Genomic DNA, 16225 nt, shown 5'->3' with positions numbered 1-16225 from the left:
CTCGCGAAAGCGGAGGATCAGTTTGTGGTGATGTTGGCTGTGCTGACGTCATCGCGAGCAAGCTCGCTCCCACAGGTTTTTGTGTTGTGTGCAGATGCTGTGATCACCCGCTCCCACAGGTTTTTGCACCTGCCCAGATATTGTGAACAATACCGCCAAGCCCTGTGGGAGCGAGCTTGCTCGCGATGGCGGTGGTTCAGCTACATAGATGCTGGATGTGTCGTGCTCTTGCTTTGCTTTGCTTTGCTTTGCTTTGCTTTGCTTTGCTTTGGATCTTGATCTTGATCTTGGCGCCCCGTTAAACCACGCTGGCCGAACGTAGGCATTGCGCAGTGGGCATCCCGGCATGGATGCCGGGATAGCCGCGCTGGGCCATGGATGGCCCTTCGCGGCGGCCCACGGAGCAATGCCTTCGTTCGGGCATGCCGAGCCTAGGCGAGGCACCGAGTGGTGGGGGGCAAGAGCGTTTTGTTTACTTTTGCGCTTTTCAAAAGTGAGCCGCCGTAAGGGCGGAACCCTAAGTAGCCGTTACACAAGAAACGGATATACACACAAGCCGACAAAGCGGGAAACGCATGGACCTAACCCCACATCACCCCGTTCCAGCTCTCCCGCCCAAGGGCCTGATCGCCGTGATCGCCCCCGCCGGCCCCGCCCCCCTGGACACGGAAAAAGCCATCCAATGGATGCGCGCCCGAGGCCATGAGCTACGCATATTCCCAGGCGTCTACGAAAAAAACGGCTACCTCGCCGGCAGCGACGAAGTACGTCTCAACGACCTGCACACCGCCTTCACCGACCCAGAAGTAACCGCGATCATCTGCCTACGCGGCGGCTACGGCACACCACGCCTACTCGACCGCATCGACTTCGAACTCCTCAAACGCAACCCCAAGCCGTTCGTAGGCTACAGCGACATCACCGCCCTACACCTGGCCATCAGCCGTTACGCAGGCTTCGTCACCTTCCACGGCCCGCTGCTCAACGCCGATCTGCTGGGCGACAAAGAACCCCCAACCGTCACCTCATTTTTCAGCCTGCTGCGTGGACAATTGAAGGCCGGCAGCACGCTGAACCATCCCGCCGAATACCCCTTGACCACCGTCGAACCTGGCATCGCCCACGGACGCCTGCTGGGCGGCAACCTGTCGATGATTGCCGCGACCATGGGCACGCCTTACCAGATCGACGCCGAAGGGGTAATCCTGTTCATCGAAGACATCAACGAGCCGCTGTATCGCATCGACCGACTGCTGACTCAGCTACGGTTGGCCGGCACCTTGGCACAGCTGCGCGGTGTGTTGGTGGGGGATGTGGCCGGGGTGGAGGTCGAAGCGTTGAACCGCTTGCTCAAGCAGACCTTTGAACCGTTGCGCATTCCGGTGTTGTCCGGCTGGCGTAGCGGGCACTGCGATCCGAACCTGACCTTGCCCATGGGGGCGCTGGTGAAGCTGGATGCGGGGGAGAGGGTGTTGGTGTTGGAGCAGGATGTGGTGGTCAGCCGCTAGTCATCCAGCGTCTGCAAGTCAGCCTTCGCGAGCAAGCTCGCTCCCACATTTGATCGGGTTTCCAATGAAGGAACGCGGTCGACTGTGGGAGCGAGCTTGCTCGCGATAACGGCAGTTGCCATAAGGCGAATCAGCGGCTACGCAGCCCTTCCAGCAATTGGTGCGTCGGATACCCATCCGCCGGCCAGCCGAACGACTGTTGGGCGCTGCGGATGGCCTTGCGGGTGTTGGCGCCGATGATGCCGTCCGGGTTGCCGGCGTCGTAGTTGTGCTTGCTGAGCAGTGTCTGCAATTCGATCCGTTCGCTGCGGCTCAGTGGGAGGTCGTCCTTGGGCCATTGGCTGTCGATCAACCCCGCGCCGGCGAAGCGCTCGGACAGCAGGCCGACCGCCAATGCATAGGACGAAGAGTTGTTGTACTTGAGGATGGCGCGGAAGTTGTCTAGCACCAGGAACGCCGGGCCACGATAGCCGGCCGGCAGCAGTAGGGACGCCGACAAGTGTTCGGAACCGGGCGGAACCTGACCGTCGTTGGGCAGGCTGACGCCCAATTGCAGCCATTCGGAGACAGGCTTGCGGATCGTGCCATCGGCGAGAGGGTAATTGAACCCCGCTTTGAGCCGCACTTCGAACCCCCACGGCTGGCCGCGTTGCCAGCCCGAGCTTTGCAGGTAATGCGCCGTCGAGGCCAGGGCGTCGGTGGAGCTGCCCCAGATGTCGCGGCGACCGTCGCCGTCGAAATCCACCGCATGGGTGTTGTAGGTGGTGGGAATGAACTGGGTCTGGCCCATGGCGCCGGCCCACGAACCGAGCATTTTTTCCGGCGTGATATCGCCCTGTTGCAGGATCTGCAGGGCGGCGATCAGTTGCGCATGGGCAAAGCCCGGGCGTCGTCCTTCATAGGCCAGGGTCGCCAGGGAGTTGATCACCGACTTGGTGCCCTGGAACTGACCGAAGTTGCTTTCCATGCCCCACACCGCCACCAGGGCCTGGCGATCGACGCCATAGCGCTGCTCGATGCTTTGCAGGATTTGTGCATGTTGGTCGATCAGGGCCTGGCCCTTGCGGACCCGTAGCGGCGACAACGCACCGTCGAGGTATTCCCACACAGGGCGGGTGAATTCCGGTTGGCTGCGGTCGGCCTTGATCACGCTCATGTCCGGGCTGACGCCGATAAAGGCGCGGTCGAACAGGTCGGCACGGATCCCGGCGGCCAGAGCTTCCTTGCGGAAACCGGCCTGCCATTCGGCGAAGGTCTGGGTCGGCGCAATGACCAGGTCATCACCGGTCGGCACCACAGGTGGCACGACGGCTGGAGCTGTGACGGCAGGGACGGTCTGGAGCGGTTGGGCGTCGGCGGCGGTAGGTTTTTCGGCGCAGGCGACGAGCAGGGCGACGCTGGCGGCAACGATCATCTGGCGAAGTGGCCAGCGACGGGAAAGACAAAAGGGCATGCACGGGTCCAGAAATACAAATCAGGTGCTGACCTTATCATGCGAAAGGGGTGTAGGGCTTGTCCGGGTGTTTCAAGCTGCCACAAAGCAAGAAGCCTCCCAGTTGTCAGACTGGAAGGCTTCGCGGCGGTAGCTGCCTTTGCCCTTGTTGGGTCGTTCCTGACGACTGCGGAACAAGGGTTGGGCGATGATGGATTTGGCCTTGTTGGGGCCATGCTTGGATGGCTTTTTGCTCATGAGGGGATCTCTCGTGGGTGGGTTTTGCGGTGCAAATCATGGGGCAGCGCTGGGGCGTTGTCCATAGGGTAAATGGAGGCGATATTTGTGGGATCAAGCGCGGAAAAGATCGCAGCCTTCGGCTGCTCCTACAATGAAAATGCAAACATCTGTAGGAGCTGCCGAAGGCTGCGATTTTTTACTCTGCTGGCAGAGTCAGCCGCTGGCCGGCCATCAACAGGGACAACCGGCTCAGGCTCATCCATGGCGAGCCGGCGGCCTGGCCCTTGATTTGCGCGTCGATGCGCTGGGCTTCGAGGAGCAATTGCGCCCAGCGCGGTGCCGAGTAGCGTTGCAGGGCCTTGCTCATCAGTGGCTTGCGTTTGTCCCACACCGGCGGCCGAGCCTGGCTGAAGGCTTTGTCCAGCGGCACACCCTGGCTGTATTGCAGCGACAGATTGGCCAGCAGGCGCAACTCCCGGGCCAGGGCCCAGAGGATCACCGGCGGCTCGACGCCTTCGCCCCGCAGGCCTTCGAGCATGCGCAGGGCATGGGCGGCTTCACCGTTGAGGATCGCATCGGTCAGCCCGAAGACATCGAAGCGCGCACTGTCGGCCACGGCGGCCTGCACCGTTTCCACGGTGATCTGCCCGCCCTCGGCCATCAGCTTGAGCTTTTCGATCTCCTGGGCGGCGGCCAGCAGGTTGCCTTCGACCCGGGCGGCGATCAGTTCTACCGCGTCCTGGCTGGCCGAGAGGCCGGCCTGGGACAGGCGCTGGCGGATCCAGCTCGGCAACTGGCTGACGTCCACCGGCCAGATCTGCACGAACTGGGTCTGTTGCCCTTCGACCAGGGCCTTGCCCCATTTGGTTTTCTGCGCACTGCCGTCGAGTTTCGGCAGGCTGATGAGCAGCACCGTGTCTTCGGCCGGCCGCGAGCAATATTCGATCAGGGCGGCAGCGCCTTTGTCCCCGGGTTTACCGGAGGGCAGGCGCAGTTCCAGCAGGCGTTTTTCGGCGAACAACGACATGCTCGCCCCGGCCTGCAGCAGCGTGCCCCAGTCGAAACTGGCGTCGGCGGCGAACACCTGGCGTTCATCGAAGCCTTGTTGGCGGGCGGCAGAGCGGATGGCGTCGGCGGCTTCCTGGCACAGCAGCGGGTCATCGCCGCTGATGATGTAGACCGGCGCGAGGGCGCCTTGCAGGTGTTTGCCGAGTTGGGCGGGGGCCAGTTTCATAAGAGAAGGCGAGCGGGGCGCCGGAGCGCCCCGCAAGGCTTATTGAGCCGGGATTTGCATCGGCGACTGTTGCGGGGTTTCCGCCTCAGCCTTGCGTGCCGCTTCCAGTGCGTCGGCTTCGGCCTTGGCACGGGCGTCGGCGGTCTGTTGCAGCTGTTCCAACTGGGTCGGGCTCAGTTGTTGCAGGCGCAGCATCATGCGCTGGACCAGGTCTCGGCGCATTTCGCCGCGCACTTCGTTCGACTCTTGCTCGGAGCCGGTGATGTTGTTGCCATCGTGCAGGTAGACCTTCTGCACTTGCAGCTTGTCTTCCAGCAACGACAGGTTATTGCGGCCACGGATCTCATAGTTCAGCACGTTGGTCAGTTCGTACTCGGCGGAACGACCGGCGCCGGCATAGCTCAGGCTGCGCTGGCTTTGTTGCTCACTGGTCAATATCAGCTTGTAGGGTGCGCCGGTGTAAATTCTGACCCCGCTATTCTCCAGGGTCTGGCGCAGCATTTTAACGGTTTCGCCGTAAGCGTCCCGCGCGCTGAGGTCCAGCTCCGTGATGGCCAGCGCGGTGGTGCCGGTGCCGCGCAGCTGGAAGCCGCAGGCGCTCAACAGGACCGCCAGGCCCATTACCAGCAGATTACGTTTGATCATCTTGTTGCTCCCCTTGAACCCTATGGGCCGACGGTGCGGCCTCGCAGGTTATATTCGGCGCCAGGCTCAAGCCTCGCGCCCGATCCAATTAGCTTGCGACGATGTTGACCAGTTTGCCGGGCACGACGATCACTTTGCGGATCGTCAGGCCGTCGACGAAGCGCAGCACGTTTTCATTGGCCCGTGCGGCGGCTTCGACTTCTTCGCGGCTGGCGCTGGCGGGCATTTCGATCTGGCCGCGCAGTTTGCCGTTGACCTGGATGACCAGGGTCAGGCTGTCCTGCACCAGCGCGCTTTCGTCCACCACTGGCCAGCCAGCGTCAATCACCGGCTCGGCGTGACCCAGTTGATTCCACAGCTCGTGGCTGATATGCGGAGTGATCGGAGCCAGCAGCAGCGTCACGGCTTCCAGGCCTTCGTGAATCAGTGCGCGGTCCTGTTCCGTGGCTTGCGCGGCTTTTTCCAGGACATTCATCAGCGTCATCACCTGGGCGATGGCGGTGTTGAATTTGTGGTTCTGGCCGACGTCATGGCTGGCCTGCTTGATGGCCAGGTGAATCGAGCGGCGAACGGCTTTCTGCTCGTCGTTCAGGCGGCTGATGTCCAGTTTCCCCGGCAGGCCCTGAGTGACGTGGGCCTGAGTCAGGCGCCAGACGCGCTTGAGGAAGCGGTGCGAGCCTTCGACGCCCGAATCGGACCATTCGGCGCTCATGTCCGGTGGCGAGGCGAACATCATGAACAGGCGGCAGGTGTCTGCGCCGAACTGATCGATCATCGACTGTGGGTCGACGCCGTTGTTCTTCGACTTGGCCATCTTCTCGGTGCCGCCGATTTCCACCGGCAGGCCGTCGGCGATCAGCTTGGCACTGATGACCTTGGCTTTACTGTCGCGTTCAAGCTCGACGTCAGCCGGGTTGAACCAGGTGTAGGCACCGTTGGCTTCGCGACGGTAGTAAGTCTCGGCGACCACCATGCCCTGGGTCAGCAGGTTCTTGAACGGCTCGTTGGAGCTCACCAGGCCTTCGTCGCGCATCAGCTTGTGGAAGAAGCGCGCGTAGAGCAGGTGGAGAATGGCGTGTTCGATGCCGCCGATGTATTGATCCACCGGCAACCAGTGGTCGGCCGCGGATTTTTCCACCAGGCCACCTTCGTAGCGCGGCGAGGCATAGCGCGCGTAGTACCACGAGGACTCGACGAAGGTGTCCATGGTGTCGGTTTCACGCTTGGCCGGTGCGCCGCATTTCGGGCAGCTGCACTCATAGAACTCAGGCATGCGCGCCAGGGGCGAACCGGCGCCGTCGGGGACGACGTCTTCCGGCAGGACCACGGGCAGTTGATCTTCCGGGACCGGTACGTCGCCACAGGTGTCGCAGTGCACGATCGGGATCGGGCAGCCCCAGTAGCGCTGGCGACTGATGCCCCAGTCCCGCAGGCGGAACTGGGTGCGGGAGGCGCCGAGGTTCTTCTTGATCAGGGCCACTTCGATGGCATCGAACGCACCGGCGAAATCCAGGCCGTCGAACGCGCCGGAGTTGATCAGCTCGCCATGCTCGCCGTAGGCGTCCTGCCAGGGTGCCGGGGTCTGGTCACCGGCGCTGGTGCGCACGACGGTCTTGACCGGCAGGTTGTACTTGTGGGCGAACTCGAAATCACGCTCGTCGTGGGCCGGAACGGCCATGACAGCGCCGTCGCCGTAATGCATCAGGACGTAGTTGGCGACCCATACCGGCAGTTTTTCGCCGGTGAGCGGGTGTTCGACGAACAGCGAAGTCGGCAGGCCTTTTTTCTCTTGGGTGGCGACGTCGGCTTCGGCGACGCTGCCGCCCTTGCATTCGGCAATGAACGCCTGCAGCTCGGGGTTGTTCCGGGCGGCCAGGGCCGCCAGTGGGTGCTCGGCCGCCACGGCGACATAGGTGGCGCCCATCAGGGTGTCCGGACGGGTGGTGAAGACCTTCAGTGCGCCGGCTTCGCCGATGGAAGCGACGTCGTATGGGAACTGTACTTCCATGCCCCGGGACTTGCCGATCCAGTTGCGCTGCATGGTCTTGACCTGCTCGGGCCAGCCAGTCAGTTCGTCGAGACTCTCCAGCAGTTCATCCGCGTAGGCGGTGATCTTGAAGTAGTACATCGGGATTTCGCGTTTTTCGATCAGTGCGCCGGAACGCCAGCCGCGACCGTCGATCACTTGCTCGTTGGCCAGTACGGTCTGGTCCACCGGGTCCCAGTTCACGGTACCGTTCTTGCGGTAGATCACGCCTTTTTCGAACAGGCGGGTGAACAGCCATTGTTCCCAGCGGTAATAGTCAGGCTTGCAGGTGGTGACTTCGCGGGACCAGTCCACCGCCAGGCCCAGGCTGCGCAGCTGGCTCTTCATGTAGGCGATGTTTTCGTAGGTCCACTTGGCGGGGGCCACGTTGTTCTTCATCGCGGCGTTTTCCGCCGGCATGCCGAAGGCGTCCCAACCCATGGGTTGCAGGACGTTCTTGCCTTGCATGCGCTGGTAGCGGGAGATCACGTCGCCGATGGTGTAGTTGCGCACGTGCCCCATGTGTAGCTTGCCGCTGGGGTAAGGGAACATCGACAGGCAGTAGTAAGTCTCCTTGCCTGGCTGTTCACTGACTTCAAAGGACTTGTGCTCGTCCCAGAACGACTGGGCGGCGGCTTCGATTTCACGGGGCTGGTAGTGTTCGTGCATGGCTACTTTTGTACTGAATGGGGTGGCCCAATCCTCTTCGTTGCCATGCTGGACGCAGAACGACGCCGAATGCGGCGTTTTCGATGCCCAGCCGAGCTGGAAGTGGAGTTACAGGAAGCGCCGTAGCATACATGACCGCGCTCTGCCGAGGGAAACCCTGATTGCGTGCCGAGGCGTTGTCGAGCCATCGTCGACCATCGGCCACAGCCCGCGTTCAGGGCCGTTGGTCGCGGCGTCCTGCCGGTTTGCCCAGCGAAGCTACGCTTCTCAATGGGGAGTGAGTCTTATCTTCAATGAGGTGAGGGATGGTTGAATCACAACGAAAAGTAACGACGCCTGAGTTGTACGAAAAACTGATCGATCGTCTCGGGGCTGCCCTTGACGCTGCTAGAACCGCCGGTCATTTGCGTGATGAACGTCCGGCAGAGCTGGAACTGCGCGGCTTGAGCCCCGCAGAGTTCGAACTGGTCAAGGCTTACCTCGAGCAGGTCGGACATCAACCCCCCGCCAGTGGGGCCCAGGCAGTCAAGCGTCTCGATGTGCCCCGTTCGGCCAAGGTTGTATGGCTCAAGGACCGGGCGCCTGACAAGGATGCTGTAAAAATCCGGTCACTGCAGTTCAAGTAAAGCCGGATTCACGCGTGTCGCTTTTTTTGGTTCAAGGCTGTTTCGAATCTGTTGTCGCTTTGCGTCAACCCACCTAGGCTTCGGGCATCTATGGAGATGCCCGATGCCGTTTCGCTATTTCATCAAACAACTGTTACTGCCGCCCGGCCTTCTTTTGCTGCTGTTGGTGCTCGCCTGGTGGTGGCGCAACTCTCGGCCGCGCCTGGCCCGCCTGTGTTTTTTCGTCGGGCTGGGTGGTTTCTGGCTGATGAGTCTGCCCGTGGTGGTGCAGTGGAGCGCCAAGGCCTTGGAGCGCGAACCGCCGCTGCCCCGCAACGAATGGTCGAGCCTGGCCCAGCGTGCCGACGCTATCGTGGTGCTGGGGTCTGGTCGCGAGCGCGGTGACCTGGCCTGGGGCGCCGACCAGCCCACCGGTATCGGGTTGGAGCGCCAGCGTTACGCGGCGCGACTGGCCAAGGCGTCGGGATTGCCTGTGCTGACGACCGGCGGCTTGCACTACGGCACGCTACCCAGTGAAGCGAAGCTGATGGCCGATTCGATGCTGGACGATTTCGGCGTCACCGTACGTTGGCAGGAAGAACGCAGCCGCACGACCTGGGAAAATGCCCAGATGAGCGCCGAGATCCTGCTGCCGGCGGGTATCAAGCGGGTCGTGGTGGTGACCCAGGCGTGGCACATGCCGCGGGCGGTGATGAGTTTCGAGCGGTCGGGATTTGAAGTGGTGCCAGCGCCGGTGGGCTTCCTGGGACAGGATAATGCGCGACCGCTGGGCGGCTGGATGCCGGAGTTCAAGTCGATCTGGCAGTCCGGGCAGTTGATGAATGAGGCGGTGGGGTTGTTGGGGTATTCGGTGTTTTATCGCTGAGAGTTGTTGCGGCGAGTGGGATTCATCTGTGGAGAGAGGGCTTATTGTGGCGAGGGGATTTATCCCCGTTGGGCTGCGAAGCAGCCCCGAAAACCTGACATAGCGATGTGCCAGACAGTTTGAATGGGGGCGCTTCGCACCCCAGCGGGGATAAATCCCCTCGCCACAGAGCGTTCACACAAAACTTGGGAAGCCAGTCAAACCGTCTTGGCCATCCGGCTCGCCACCAACGCCCAGCCCAGCAGCAACACACACAAGATAAGCAGCGGCCACGACCGCCATTGCAGGTACGGCGTCAGGTCGTGCATCGGCACCACTTCGCCGTACAGGATGCCACGCTCGAATTGCGGGATCTGTGCGGTGATCTGGCCGAAGGGGTTGATCAGGCCGGTGACGCCATTATTGGTGGCGCGGATCATCCAGCGTCCGGCTTCCAGGGCACGCATCTGCGCCATTTGCAGGTGCTGCAACGGGCCGATCGAAGTGCCGAACCAGGTGTCGTTGCTGATGGTCAGCAGCAGGTCGCTACGGGCCGAGAGGCCGGCGGCGAATTCCGGGTAGACCACTTCATAGCAGATGAATGGCGCGATCTGGTAACCCTTGGCTTGCAGCAAAGGCTGGTCGGCCGGGCCCCGGGCGAAGTCCGACATGGGCAGGTCGAAGAACACGATCAGGCCACGCAGGATGTCTTGCAACGGTACGTACTCGCCGAACGGCACGAGTTTCTGCTTCAAGTAGGTGCCGTCACCTTCGCCGGTCACGGTGATGCCGTTGAAGTAGCGCTTTTCATGGCGCACCAGTTGCCGAATCGGCACACCGGTGATCAACGCCGAATGCCGCTCGGCGGCGAAGCTGCCCATCATGTCCAGGTAGCCCTGGGCCGATTCCTTGAGCACCGGGACCGCGGTTTCCGGCCAGATCAGCAGGTCGACGCGTTTGGACGCAAAGCTCATGTCACGGTACAGCGCCAACTGTGCATTGAGCTGGTCCGGGTCCCATTTCATGCTTTGTTCGATGTTGCCCTGGATCGCCGCGACGCTCAGCGGCTCGCCCGAAGGGTTGGTCCAGGCATGTCCCTTGAACGCCAGGCCGGCCACCCATGGGCCGATCAGCAACACCACGCCTGCCGCGATAAAGCCTTTGCGCCCGGTGCGGATCAACCGGGGCGCGTTGTACAGCAGCGCGGCGGTCAGGGCCAAGGTGAAGGAAATCAGCCACATTCCGCCCAACGGCGCGAGGCCGGCCAGCGGGCCGTCGAGCTGGCTGTAGCCGGAATACAGCCACGGGAACCCGGTGAGGAACCAGCCGCGAAAGGCTTCCTGGCCCAGCCACAGCGCAGCGAAGGCCAAGGCATCGGCCAGCGGCGCTTCGTTACGCCGCAGCCAGCGCGCCCACAGCCAGGCGGGCAGGGCGAAGAACCAAGCGATGGCGGCGACGAACAGCAGCATCAACAGCCCGGCGAGCAGCACCGAGGCACCGCCGAAGTTATGAATGCTGACGTAGATCCAACTGGTGCCGGCGCCAAACAGGCCAAAGCCGAAGCACCAGCCACGACCCAGGGCCTGGCGTGGCGAAAGCTCGCGCAAGCCGGCATAGAACAACCCGACCGCCAGCAACGCCAGCGGCCAGATGTCGAACGGCGCCAGGGCCAGGGTGGTGATCGCACCGGCCACCACGGCCAGCAGGTTACCGGGCCAGCCGGGGCGGGTTATCCAGCGCATGTTTGTCCTTAGCGGGTCTCGCAGGGGTTATCGGGCAATGGGAGACAGACGCAGCAGATGAATCCGGCGGCTATCGGCATTCAGGATGCGGAAGCGCCAGGAGCCGATTTCCGTGGTTTCGTTGCGCTTGGGCAGGTGCCCGAAAGCACTCATCACCAGGCCGCCGACGGTGTCGAATTCATCGTCGGAGAATTGGCTGTCGAAGAACTCGTTGAAGTTCTCGATGGGCGTCAGGGCCTTGATCAGGAAGTCGCCGCTGGGCAGTGGCTTGATGTAGCTGTCTTCCTCGACGTCGTGCTCGTCTTCGATGTCGCCGACGATCTGCTCGAGTACGTCTTCAATGGTGACCAGCCCGGCGACACCGCCGTACTCGTCGATGACGATGGCCATGTGATTGTGGTTGGCGCGGAATTCACGCAGCAGCACGTTCAGGCGCTTGGACTCGGGCACGAAGGTGGCCGGACGCAGCAAATCCTTGATGTTGAAGCTGTCGCCGTTTTCCTGAAGGATCAGCGGCAGCAGATCCTTGGCCAGCAGCACGCCCATGACATCGTCATGGCTCTCGCCGACGACCGGGTAGCGCGAGTGAGCGGAGTCGACCACAGCGGGCAGGAATTCACGGGGGGTCTGGGTCGCCTTGATGCTGACCATCTGCGAGCGCGGGACCATGATGTCCCGTACTTGCAGGTCAGCGACCTGGATGGCGCCTTCGACGATGGCCAGCGCTTCGCTGTCCAGCAACTTGTTCTGGTGTGCATCGCGCAGCAGCTCCAGCAGCTCCTGGCGGTTTTTCGGCTCATGGGCAAAAGCCTGGGTGAGCTTGCCCAGCCATGACTTCTGCCCGTTGCTCGATCGATCTTCGCTCATAGCGATTACTCTGAATCCTTTGTCGTTACAGGTTGATGTATCAGTGTTCGTCGCCGGCGTAGGGGTCGGGATGACCCAGCTCTGCAAGCAACGTTCGTTCCAGTGCTTCCATTTCTTCGGCTTCGTCATCGTCTATATGGTCGTAACCAAGCAGATGCAAGCAGCCGTGGATCACCAGGTGGGCCCAGTGGGCCTCAGGGGTCTTGTCTTGTTCGGCCGCTTCACGTTCCACCACCGGGACGCAGATCACCAGGTCGCCCAGCAGTGGGATGTCGAGCAACTCATCGGGCACGTCGGCGGGGAACGACAGCACGTTGGTGGCGTAGTCCTTCTGCCGCCAGGTGTGGTTCAGCTCGCGGCCTTCGGGCTCGTCCACCAGGCGGATCGTCAGCTCCGAGTCGGCGCTGCGCTGGCGCAGGGCCAGTTCGCACCATTGGCGGAACTGGGCTTCGCTGGGGGCGGCGTGTTCGCTGGCCACTTGCAGGTCGAGTTCAAGCATTGTGGCGAGTGCCTTTGCCTTCGGGCGCCTCGTCGGCCTCGCGATGCTCGAAGCGCTCATAGGCTTCGACAATGCGCTGCACCAACGGATGGCGCACGACGTCCTTGGGCATGAAATGCGTGAAACTGATGCCCGGCACGTCCTTGAGCACCTGGATCACATGGTTCAGCCCGGACTTGGTGCCTTTAGGCAGGTCGACCTGGGTAATATCACCGGTGATGACGGCGGTGGAGCCGAAGCCGATCCGGGTCAGGAACATTTTCATCTGCTCGACGGTGGTGTTCTGGCTTTCGTCGAGGATGATGAAGCTGTTGTTCAGGGTGCGACCGCGCATATAGGCCAGCGGCGCGACCTCGATGACCTGGCGCTCGATCAGCTTGGCGACGTATTCGAAGCCGAGCATTTCGTACAGCGCGTCATAGAGCGGGCGCAGGTACGGGTCGATTTTCTGGGCCAGGTCGCCGGGCAGGAAGCCGAGTTTTTCACCCGCTTCGACCGCCGGGCGCACCAGCAGGATGCGCCGCACTTGCTCGCGCTCCAGCGCATCGACGGCGCAGGCCACGGCCAGGTAGGTCTTGCCGGTACCGGCCGGGCCGATGCCGAAGTTGATGTCGTTGCCCAGGATTTCCTTCACGTAGCGCTGCTGATTCAAGCCACGCGGGCGAATCATGCCCTTTTTCGTGCGCAGGGCCACGGCAGGTTCCGACGGGGCATGGTTGTCGAGCTCTTCGACGGCCGACTCCTGCAGGAACAGGTGGACGGTGTCCGGCGACAGCTCGCTTCCCTTGGTTTCCCGGTAGAGACGACGCAGCAGGTTTTCCGCGGAGGTGGTGTGCTTGGGTTCGCCGATCAGTTCGAACTGGTTTCCGCGGTTGCGGATCTCGATGGCCAGGCGCTGTTCGATCAAGCGCAAGTGCTCGTCGAATTGCCCGCACAGATTGGCGAAGCGGCGAGCCTCAAAGGGCTCGAGAATAAAGCGATGTGGTTCGATGGGTGCGTTCAAGGTCGTTTTTAGCCGCCCGGGGGCAATTAAGATGAATCCAAGGATAGCGCCAGTAGGCTGGGTGCGAAAGCTCTTAAACAGGCGAATCCGATCACAAGGCTTGGCACGACTCACTGTGGGAGCGAGCTTGCTCGCGATGGGGCCCTCACATTCAACATTGATATTGACTGTCACACCGCTATCGCGAGCAAGCTCGCTCCCACAGGAAGTGTGGGGTTACTGGATCAGCGAACCCCGCAGCGAGTGCGGTTGCGCGGCGTCGATGTGCACGTCGGCGAACTGGCCGATCAGGGCCGGGGTGTCGCAGCGGAAGTTGACGATGCGGTTGTTTTCGGTCCGGCCTTGCAACTCGCCCGGGTCTTTTTTCGAGTAATCGGTCACCAGAATCCGCTGGACGGAGCCGACCATTTGTCGGCTGATCTCGAAACCTTGCTGGTTGAGGCGATGTTGCAAGGCGTTGAGCCGTTCTTTTTTCACATCTTCGGACGTTTCGTCGGCAAGGTCCGCCGCCGGGGTGCCGGGGCGCTGGCTGTAGACAAAGGAATAGGAGAAGTCGAAGCCCACGTCTTCGATCAGCTTCATGGTCTGCTGGAAGTCTTTCTCGGTTTCACCGGGGAAACCGACGATAAAGTCCGAACTGATGCAGATCCCCGGCACCGCTGCGCGCAATTTGCGCAGCTTGGACTTGTACTCCAATGCCGTGTGGTTGCGCTTCATGGCCGCGAGGATCCGGTCGGAACCCGATTGCACCGGCAGGTGCAGGTGCTTGACCAGCTCGGGAACCTCGGCGTGGGCCTGGATCAGGCTGTCGGAGAACTCCAGCGGGTGCGAAGTGGTGTAGCGGATACGGTCGATGCCATCCACCGCCGCCACCACGCGGATCAGCTCGGCCAGGTCCGCCAGGCGCCCGTCATGGGTCAAGCCGCGGTAACCGTTGACGTTCTGCCCCAGTAGGGTTACTTCACGCACGCCGTGTTCCGCCAGGTGGATGATCTCGGCGATCACGTCGTCGAACGGCCGGCTGACTTCCTCGCCGCGGGTATAGGGCACCACGCAGAACGTGCAGTACTTGCTGCAGCCTTCCATCACCGACACATAGGCGCTTGGGCCGTCGATGCGCGGTTCGGGCAGGTGGTCGAATTTTTCGATTTCCGGGAACGACACGTCCACTTGCGGCAGCTTGGTGCTACGCGCCGCGTCGATCATCTCGGGTAGGCGGTGCAAGGTCTGCGGGCCGAAGACCACGTCCACGTAGGGCGCGCGATCACGAATGGCCGCGCCTTCCTGGCTGGCCACGCAACCGCCCACGGCGATGACCATGTCCGGGTTGGCCAGCTTCAGCTCGCGCCAGCGTCCCAGTTGGGAGTACACCCGGTCCTGGGCGCGTTCGCGGATCGAACAGGTGTTGAGCAGGATCACGTCCGCGTCTTCGGCGCGGGCGGTGACTTCCAGGGCCTGGTGTTCACCCAGCAGATCGACCATGCGCGAGCTGTCGTACTCGTTCATCTGGCAACCGTGGGTTTCGATGTAAAGCTTCTTGGCCATGGACGGAGTCATCACGTGATTCAAAGAACCGCGCATTATAGGGAACAAGTCCTTGGGTTCCTACCGCTGTGCGAGCAGTGGCTATGCTATAGTTCGCGCCCTCATTTTTACCCGCCGATGTGTTTCGCCAGCCATGACCAAACGTGAAGCTCCAATCTACAAGGTGATTTTCCTTAACCAGGGCCAGGTGTACGAAATGTACGCCAAGCAGATCTATCAAAGTGATCTGTGGGGCTTCCTGGAGGTGGAGGAATTCGTCTTTGGCGAGCGCACGCAAGTGGTCGTCGATCCGAGCGAAGAAAAGCTCAAGGCGCAGTTCGAAGGCGTGGTGCGCAGCTTCGTGCCGATGCATTCGATCGTGCGCATCGACGAAGTCGAACGCCTGGGCACGCCGAAAATCAGCGAAGCCCGCGGCGCGGTCGGCAATGTGATGCCGTTTCCGATGCCGATGCCTGAGAAGTAACACTTGGCTCTTGGCAACATGAGTTTCTAAGGTCGGACACAGTCCTTGTGGCGAGGGGATTTATCCCCGTTGGGCTGCGAAGCAGCCCTAAAAACCAGCCCCTCGGTTTGTCTGGGAGATTGATCAACAGCCTGGGGGGGCTGCTTCGCAGCCCAGCGGGGATAAATCCCCTCGCCACAAATTCAGGGCAGTGGCGAGAAGGGCGTGCGCCCGTCGGCGTTCTGCAATTCCATCAGGTATTTGCGAAAGATCTGCCCCAGCACCTGGGTGGCGACTTCCAGCTCATCGCGGGGCATTTGCTCGGCGACTTCGTCGGCGGTGTCCAGGGCATCTTCGGCGCCGTTGACCGCCGCCATCTTCAAGACGATGTAGGCCTGGACATTATTGGCGGGGACGCCTTCGCCATGAAAGAACATGCCGCCGAGCTTGAATTGCGCCTGGGCATGGCCTTGCAGCGAGGCTTTTTCGAAGTAGTTGAGGGCCAGCTTGAGGTCGCGCGGCGCCGCCTTGCCTTCGTAGTAGAACTCACCCAGCTCGTATTGCGCCTGTGCGTCACCCGCGTCCGCCGCTTTTTGACAGGCGTCGAGTGCCGATGCGAGATCTTGTGGCTGGGTATTGAGCGTGCAACGGCCCAGCGCCGGGATCAACAACGAGTTACCGCCTGCCTGTGCATTCGCGAGCAGGGGTTGAAGGAGCAACAGGCAGCCCAAGGCAAGGGTGCGGCCGGTGCGGTTCATGGGAATCGACTTACCTCTGAGGGGCGCGCGGACCCTCCGGGGGATCCAATAAGCGCGCATTATGAAATAAGCAGGGCCATCCTTACAAAGTCTTTACTTGTTTTTCTGCTGCGAGGGAACGCCAGTAGCCACTTCGAGGCTAAAT

At 61.8% G+C, this 16225-nt stretch carries 15 protein-coding genes; 4 read left to right on the top strand and 11 right to left on the bottom strand.

Annotated features, from left to right (window positions below):
* Window positions 1-575: 575 nt before the first annotated feature.
* Entirely contained in the window at window positions 576-1508 is a 933-nt protein-coding gene (locus LOY70_RS26030) for a S66 peptidase family protein (protein WP_265030785.1), read from the top strand.
* A gap of 130 nt (window positions 1509-1638) precedes the next feature.
* Here the strand turns inward: LOY70_RS26030 and LOY70_RS26025 are convergent, their stop codons facing one another.
* From LOY70_RS26025 to leuS, 5 genes are all read right to left on the bottom strand, one after another.
* A complete protein-coding gene (locus LOY70_RS26025; RefSeq protein WP_265030784.1) occupies window positions 1639-2961 on the bottom strand; it encodes a lytic murein transglycosylase in 1323 nt (440 codons plus the stop codon).
* 72 nt (window positions 2962-3033) lie between these two features.
* The gene (gene arfA / locus LOY70_RS26020; protein WP_003185764.1) at window positions 3034-3198 is read right to left on the bottom strand and encodes an alternative ribosome rescue factor ArfA; all 165 of its coding nucleotides are present in this window, start codon (window positions 3196-3198) and stop codon (window positions 3034-3036) included.
* A gap of 178 nt (window positions 3199-3376) precedes the next feature.
* A complete protein-coding gene (gene holA / locus LOY70_RS26015) occupies window positions 3377-4414 on the bottom strand; it encodes a DNA polymerase III subunit delta (RefSeq protein WP_123415265.1) in 1038 nt (345 codons plus the stop codon).
* A 39-nt stretch (window positions 4415-4453) separates the two neighbouring features.
* On the bottom strand, window positions 4454-5059 hold the full coding sequence (gene lptE, locus LOY70_RS26010; protein WP_265030782.1) for an LPS assembly lipoprotein LptE: 606 nt from the start codon (window positions 5057-5059) through the stop codon (window positions 4454-4456).
* Window positions 5060-5147: 88 nt separating this feature from the next.
* Window positions 5148-7754, bottom strand: a complete 2607-nt coding sequence (gene leuS / locus LOY70_RS26005; RefSeq protein WP_265030780.1) for a leucine--tRNA ligase — start codon at window positions 7752-7754, stop codon at window positions 5148-5150.
* Between the two features lie 305 nt (window positions 7755-8059).
* Between leuS and LOY70_RS26000 the strand changes: the two genes are divergently transcribed.
* Both LOY70_RS26000 and LOY70_RS25995 read left to right on the top strand, forming a co-directional pair.
* Window positions 8060-8380, top strand: a complete 321-nt coding sequence (locus LOY70_RS26000) for a hypothetical protein (protein WP_265030778.1) — start codon at window positions 8060-8062, stop codon at window positions 8378-8380.
* Between the two features lie 103 nt (window positions 8381-8483).
* Window positions 8484-9245 (top strand): YdcF family protein, encoded by a 762-nt coding sequence (locus tag LOY70_RS25995; RefSeq protein ID WP_265030777.1) that lies wholly within the window; start codon window positions 8484-8486, stop codon window positions 9243-9245.
* Between the two features lie 197 nt (window positions 9246-9442).
* Here the strand turns inward: LOY70_RS25995 and lnt are convergent, their stop codons facing one another.
* From lnt to miaB, 5 genes are all read right to left on the bottom strand, one after another.
* Complete coding sequence (gene lnt, locus LOY70_RS25990) at window positions 9443-10966, bottom strand: apolipoprotein N-acyltransferase (RefSeq protein WP_265030775.1); 1524 nt, start codon at window positions 10964-10966, stop codon at window positions 9443-9445.
* A gap of 27 nt (window positions 10967-10993) precedes the next feature.
* A complete protein-coding gene (locus LOY70_RS25985) occupies window positions 10994-11833 on the bottom strand; it encodes an HlyC/CorC family transporter (protein WP_025215634.1) in 840 nt (279 codons plus the stop codon).
* A 40-nt stretch (window positions 11834-11873) separates the two neighbouring features.
* On the bottom strand, window positions 11874-12332 hold the full coding sequence (gene ybeY, locus LOY70_RS25980) for an rRNA maturation RNase YbeY (protein WP_123415271.1): 459 nt from the start codon (window positions 12330-12332) through the stop codon (window positions 11874-11876).
* Complete coding sequence (locus LOY70_RS25975) at window positions 12325-13335, bottom strand: PhoH family protein (RefSeq protein WP_265030768.1); 1011 nt, start codon at window positions 13333-13335, stop codon at window positions 12325-12327. Before LOY70_RS25975 ends, ybeY begins: the two co-directional genes overlap by 8 nt.
* Before the next feature lie 216 nt (window positions 13336-13551).
* Window positions 13552-14880 carry a tRNA (N6-isopentenyl adenosine(37)-C2)-methylthiotransferase MiaB gene (miaB, locus tag LOY70_RS25970; RefSeq protein WP_265030766.1) on the bottom strand — a complete coding sequence of 443 codons (1329 nt, stop codon included), beginning with the start codon at window positions 14878-14880 and terminating at the stop codon, window positions 13552-13554.
* 133 nt (window positions 14881-15013) lie between these two features.
* On the opposite strand from miaB, the gene LOY70_RS25965 reads away from it, so the two are divergent.
* Entirely contained in the window at window positions 15014-15343 is a 330-nt protein-coding gene (locus tag LOY70_RS25965) for a DUF1820 family protein (RefSeq protein ID WP_007894425.1), read from the top strand.
* A 182-nt stretch (window positions 15344-15525) separates the two neighbouring features.
* On the opposite strand, the gene LOY70_RS25960 is transcribed toward LOY70_RS25965, so the two are convergent.
* Entirely contained in the window at window positions 15526-16080 is a 555-nt protein-coding gene (locus LOY70_RS25960; RefSeq protein ID WP_025215630.1) for a tetratricopeptide repeat protein, read from the bottom strand.
* Window positions 16081-16225 lie beyond the last annotated feature (145 nt).

This window comes from Pseudomonas sp. B21-054 (assembly GCF_026016345.1).
Classification (GTDB): Bacteria; Pseudomonadota; Gammaproteobacteria; order Pseudomonadales; family Pseudomonadaceae; genus Aquipseudomonas.
The sequence above is the reverse complement of the archived record's forward strand: the minus strand, read 5'-3'. Positions and strand labels throughout refer to the sequence as shown.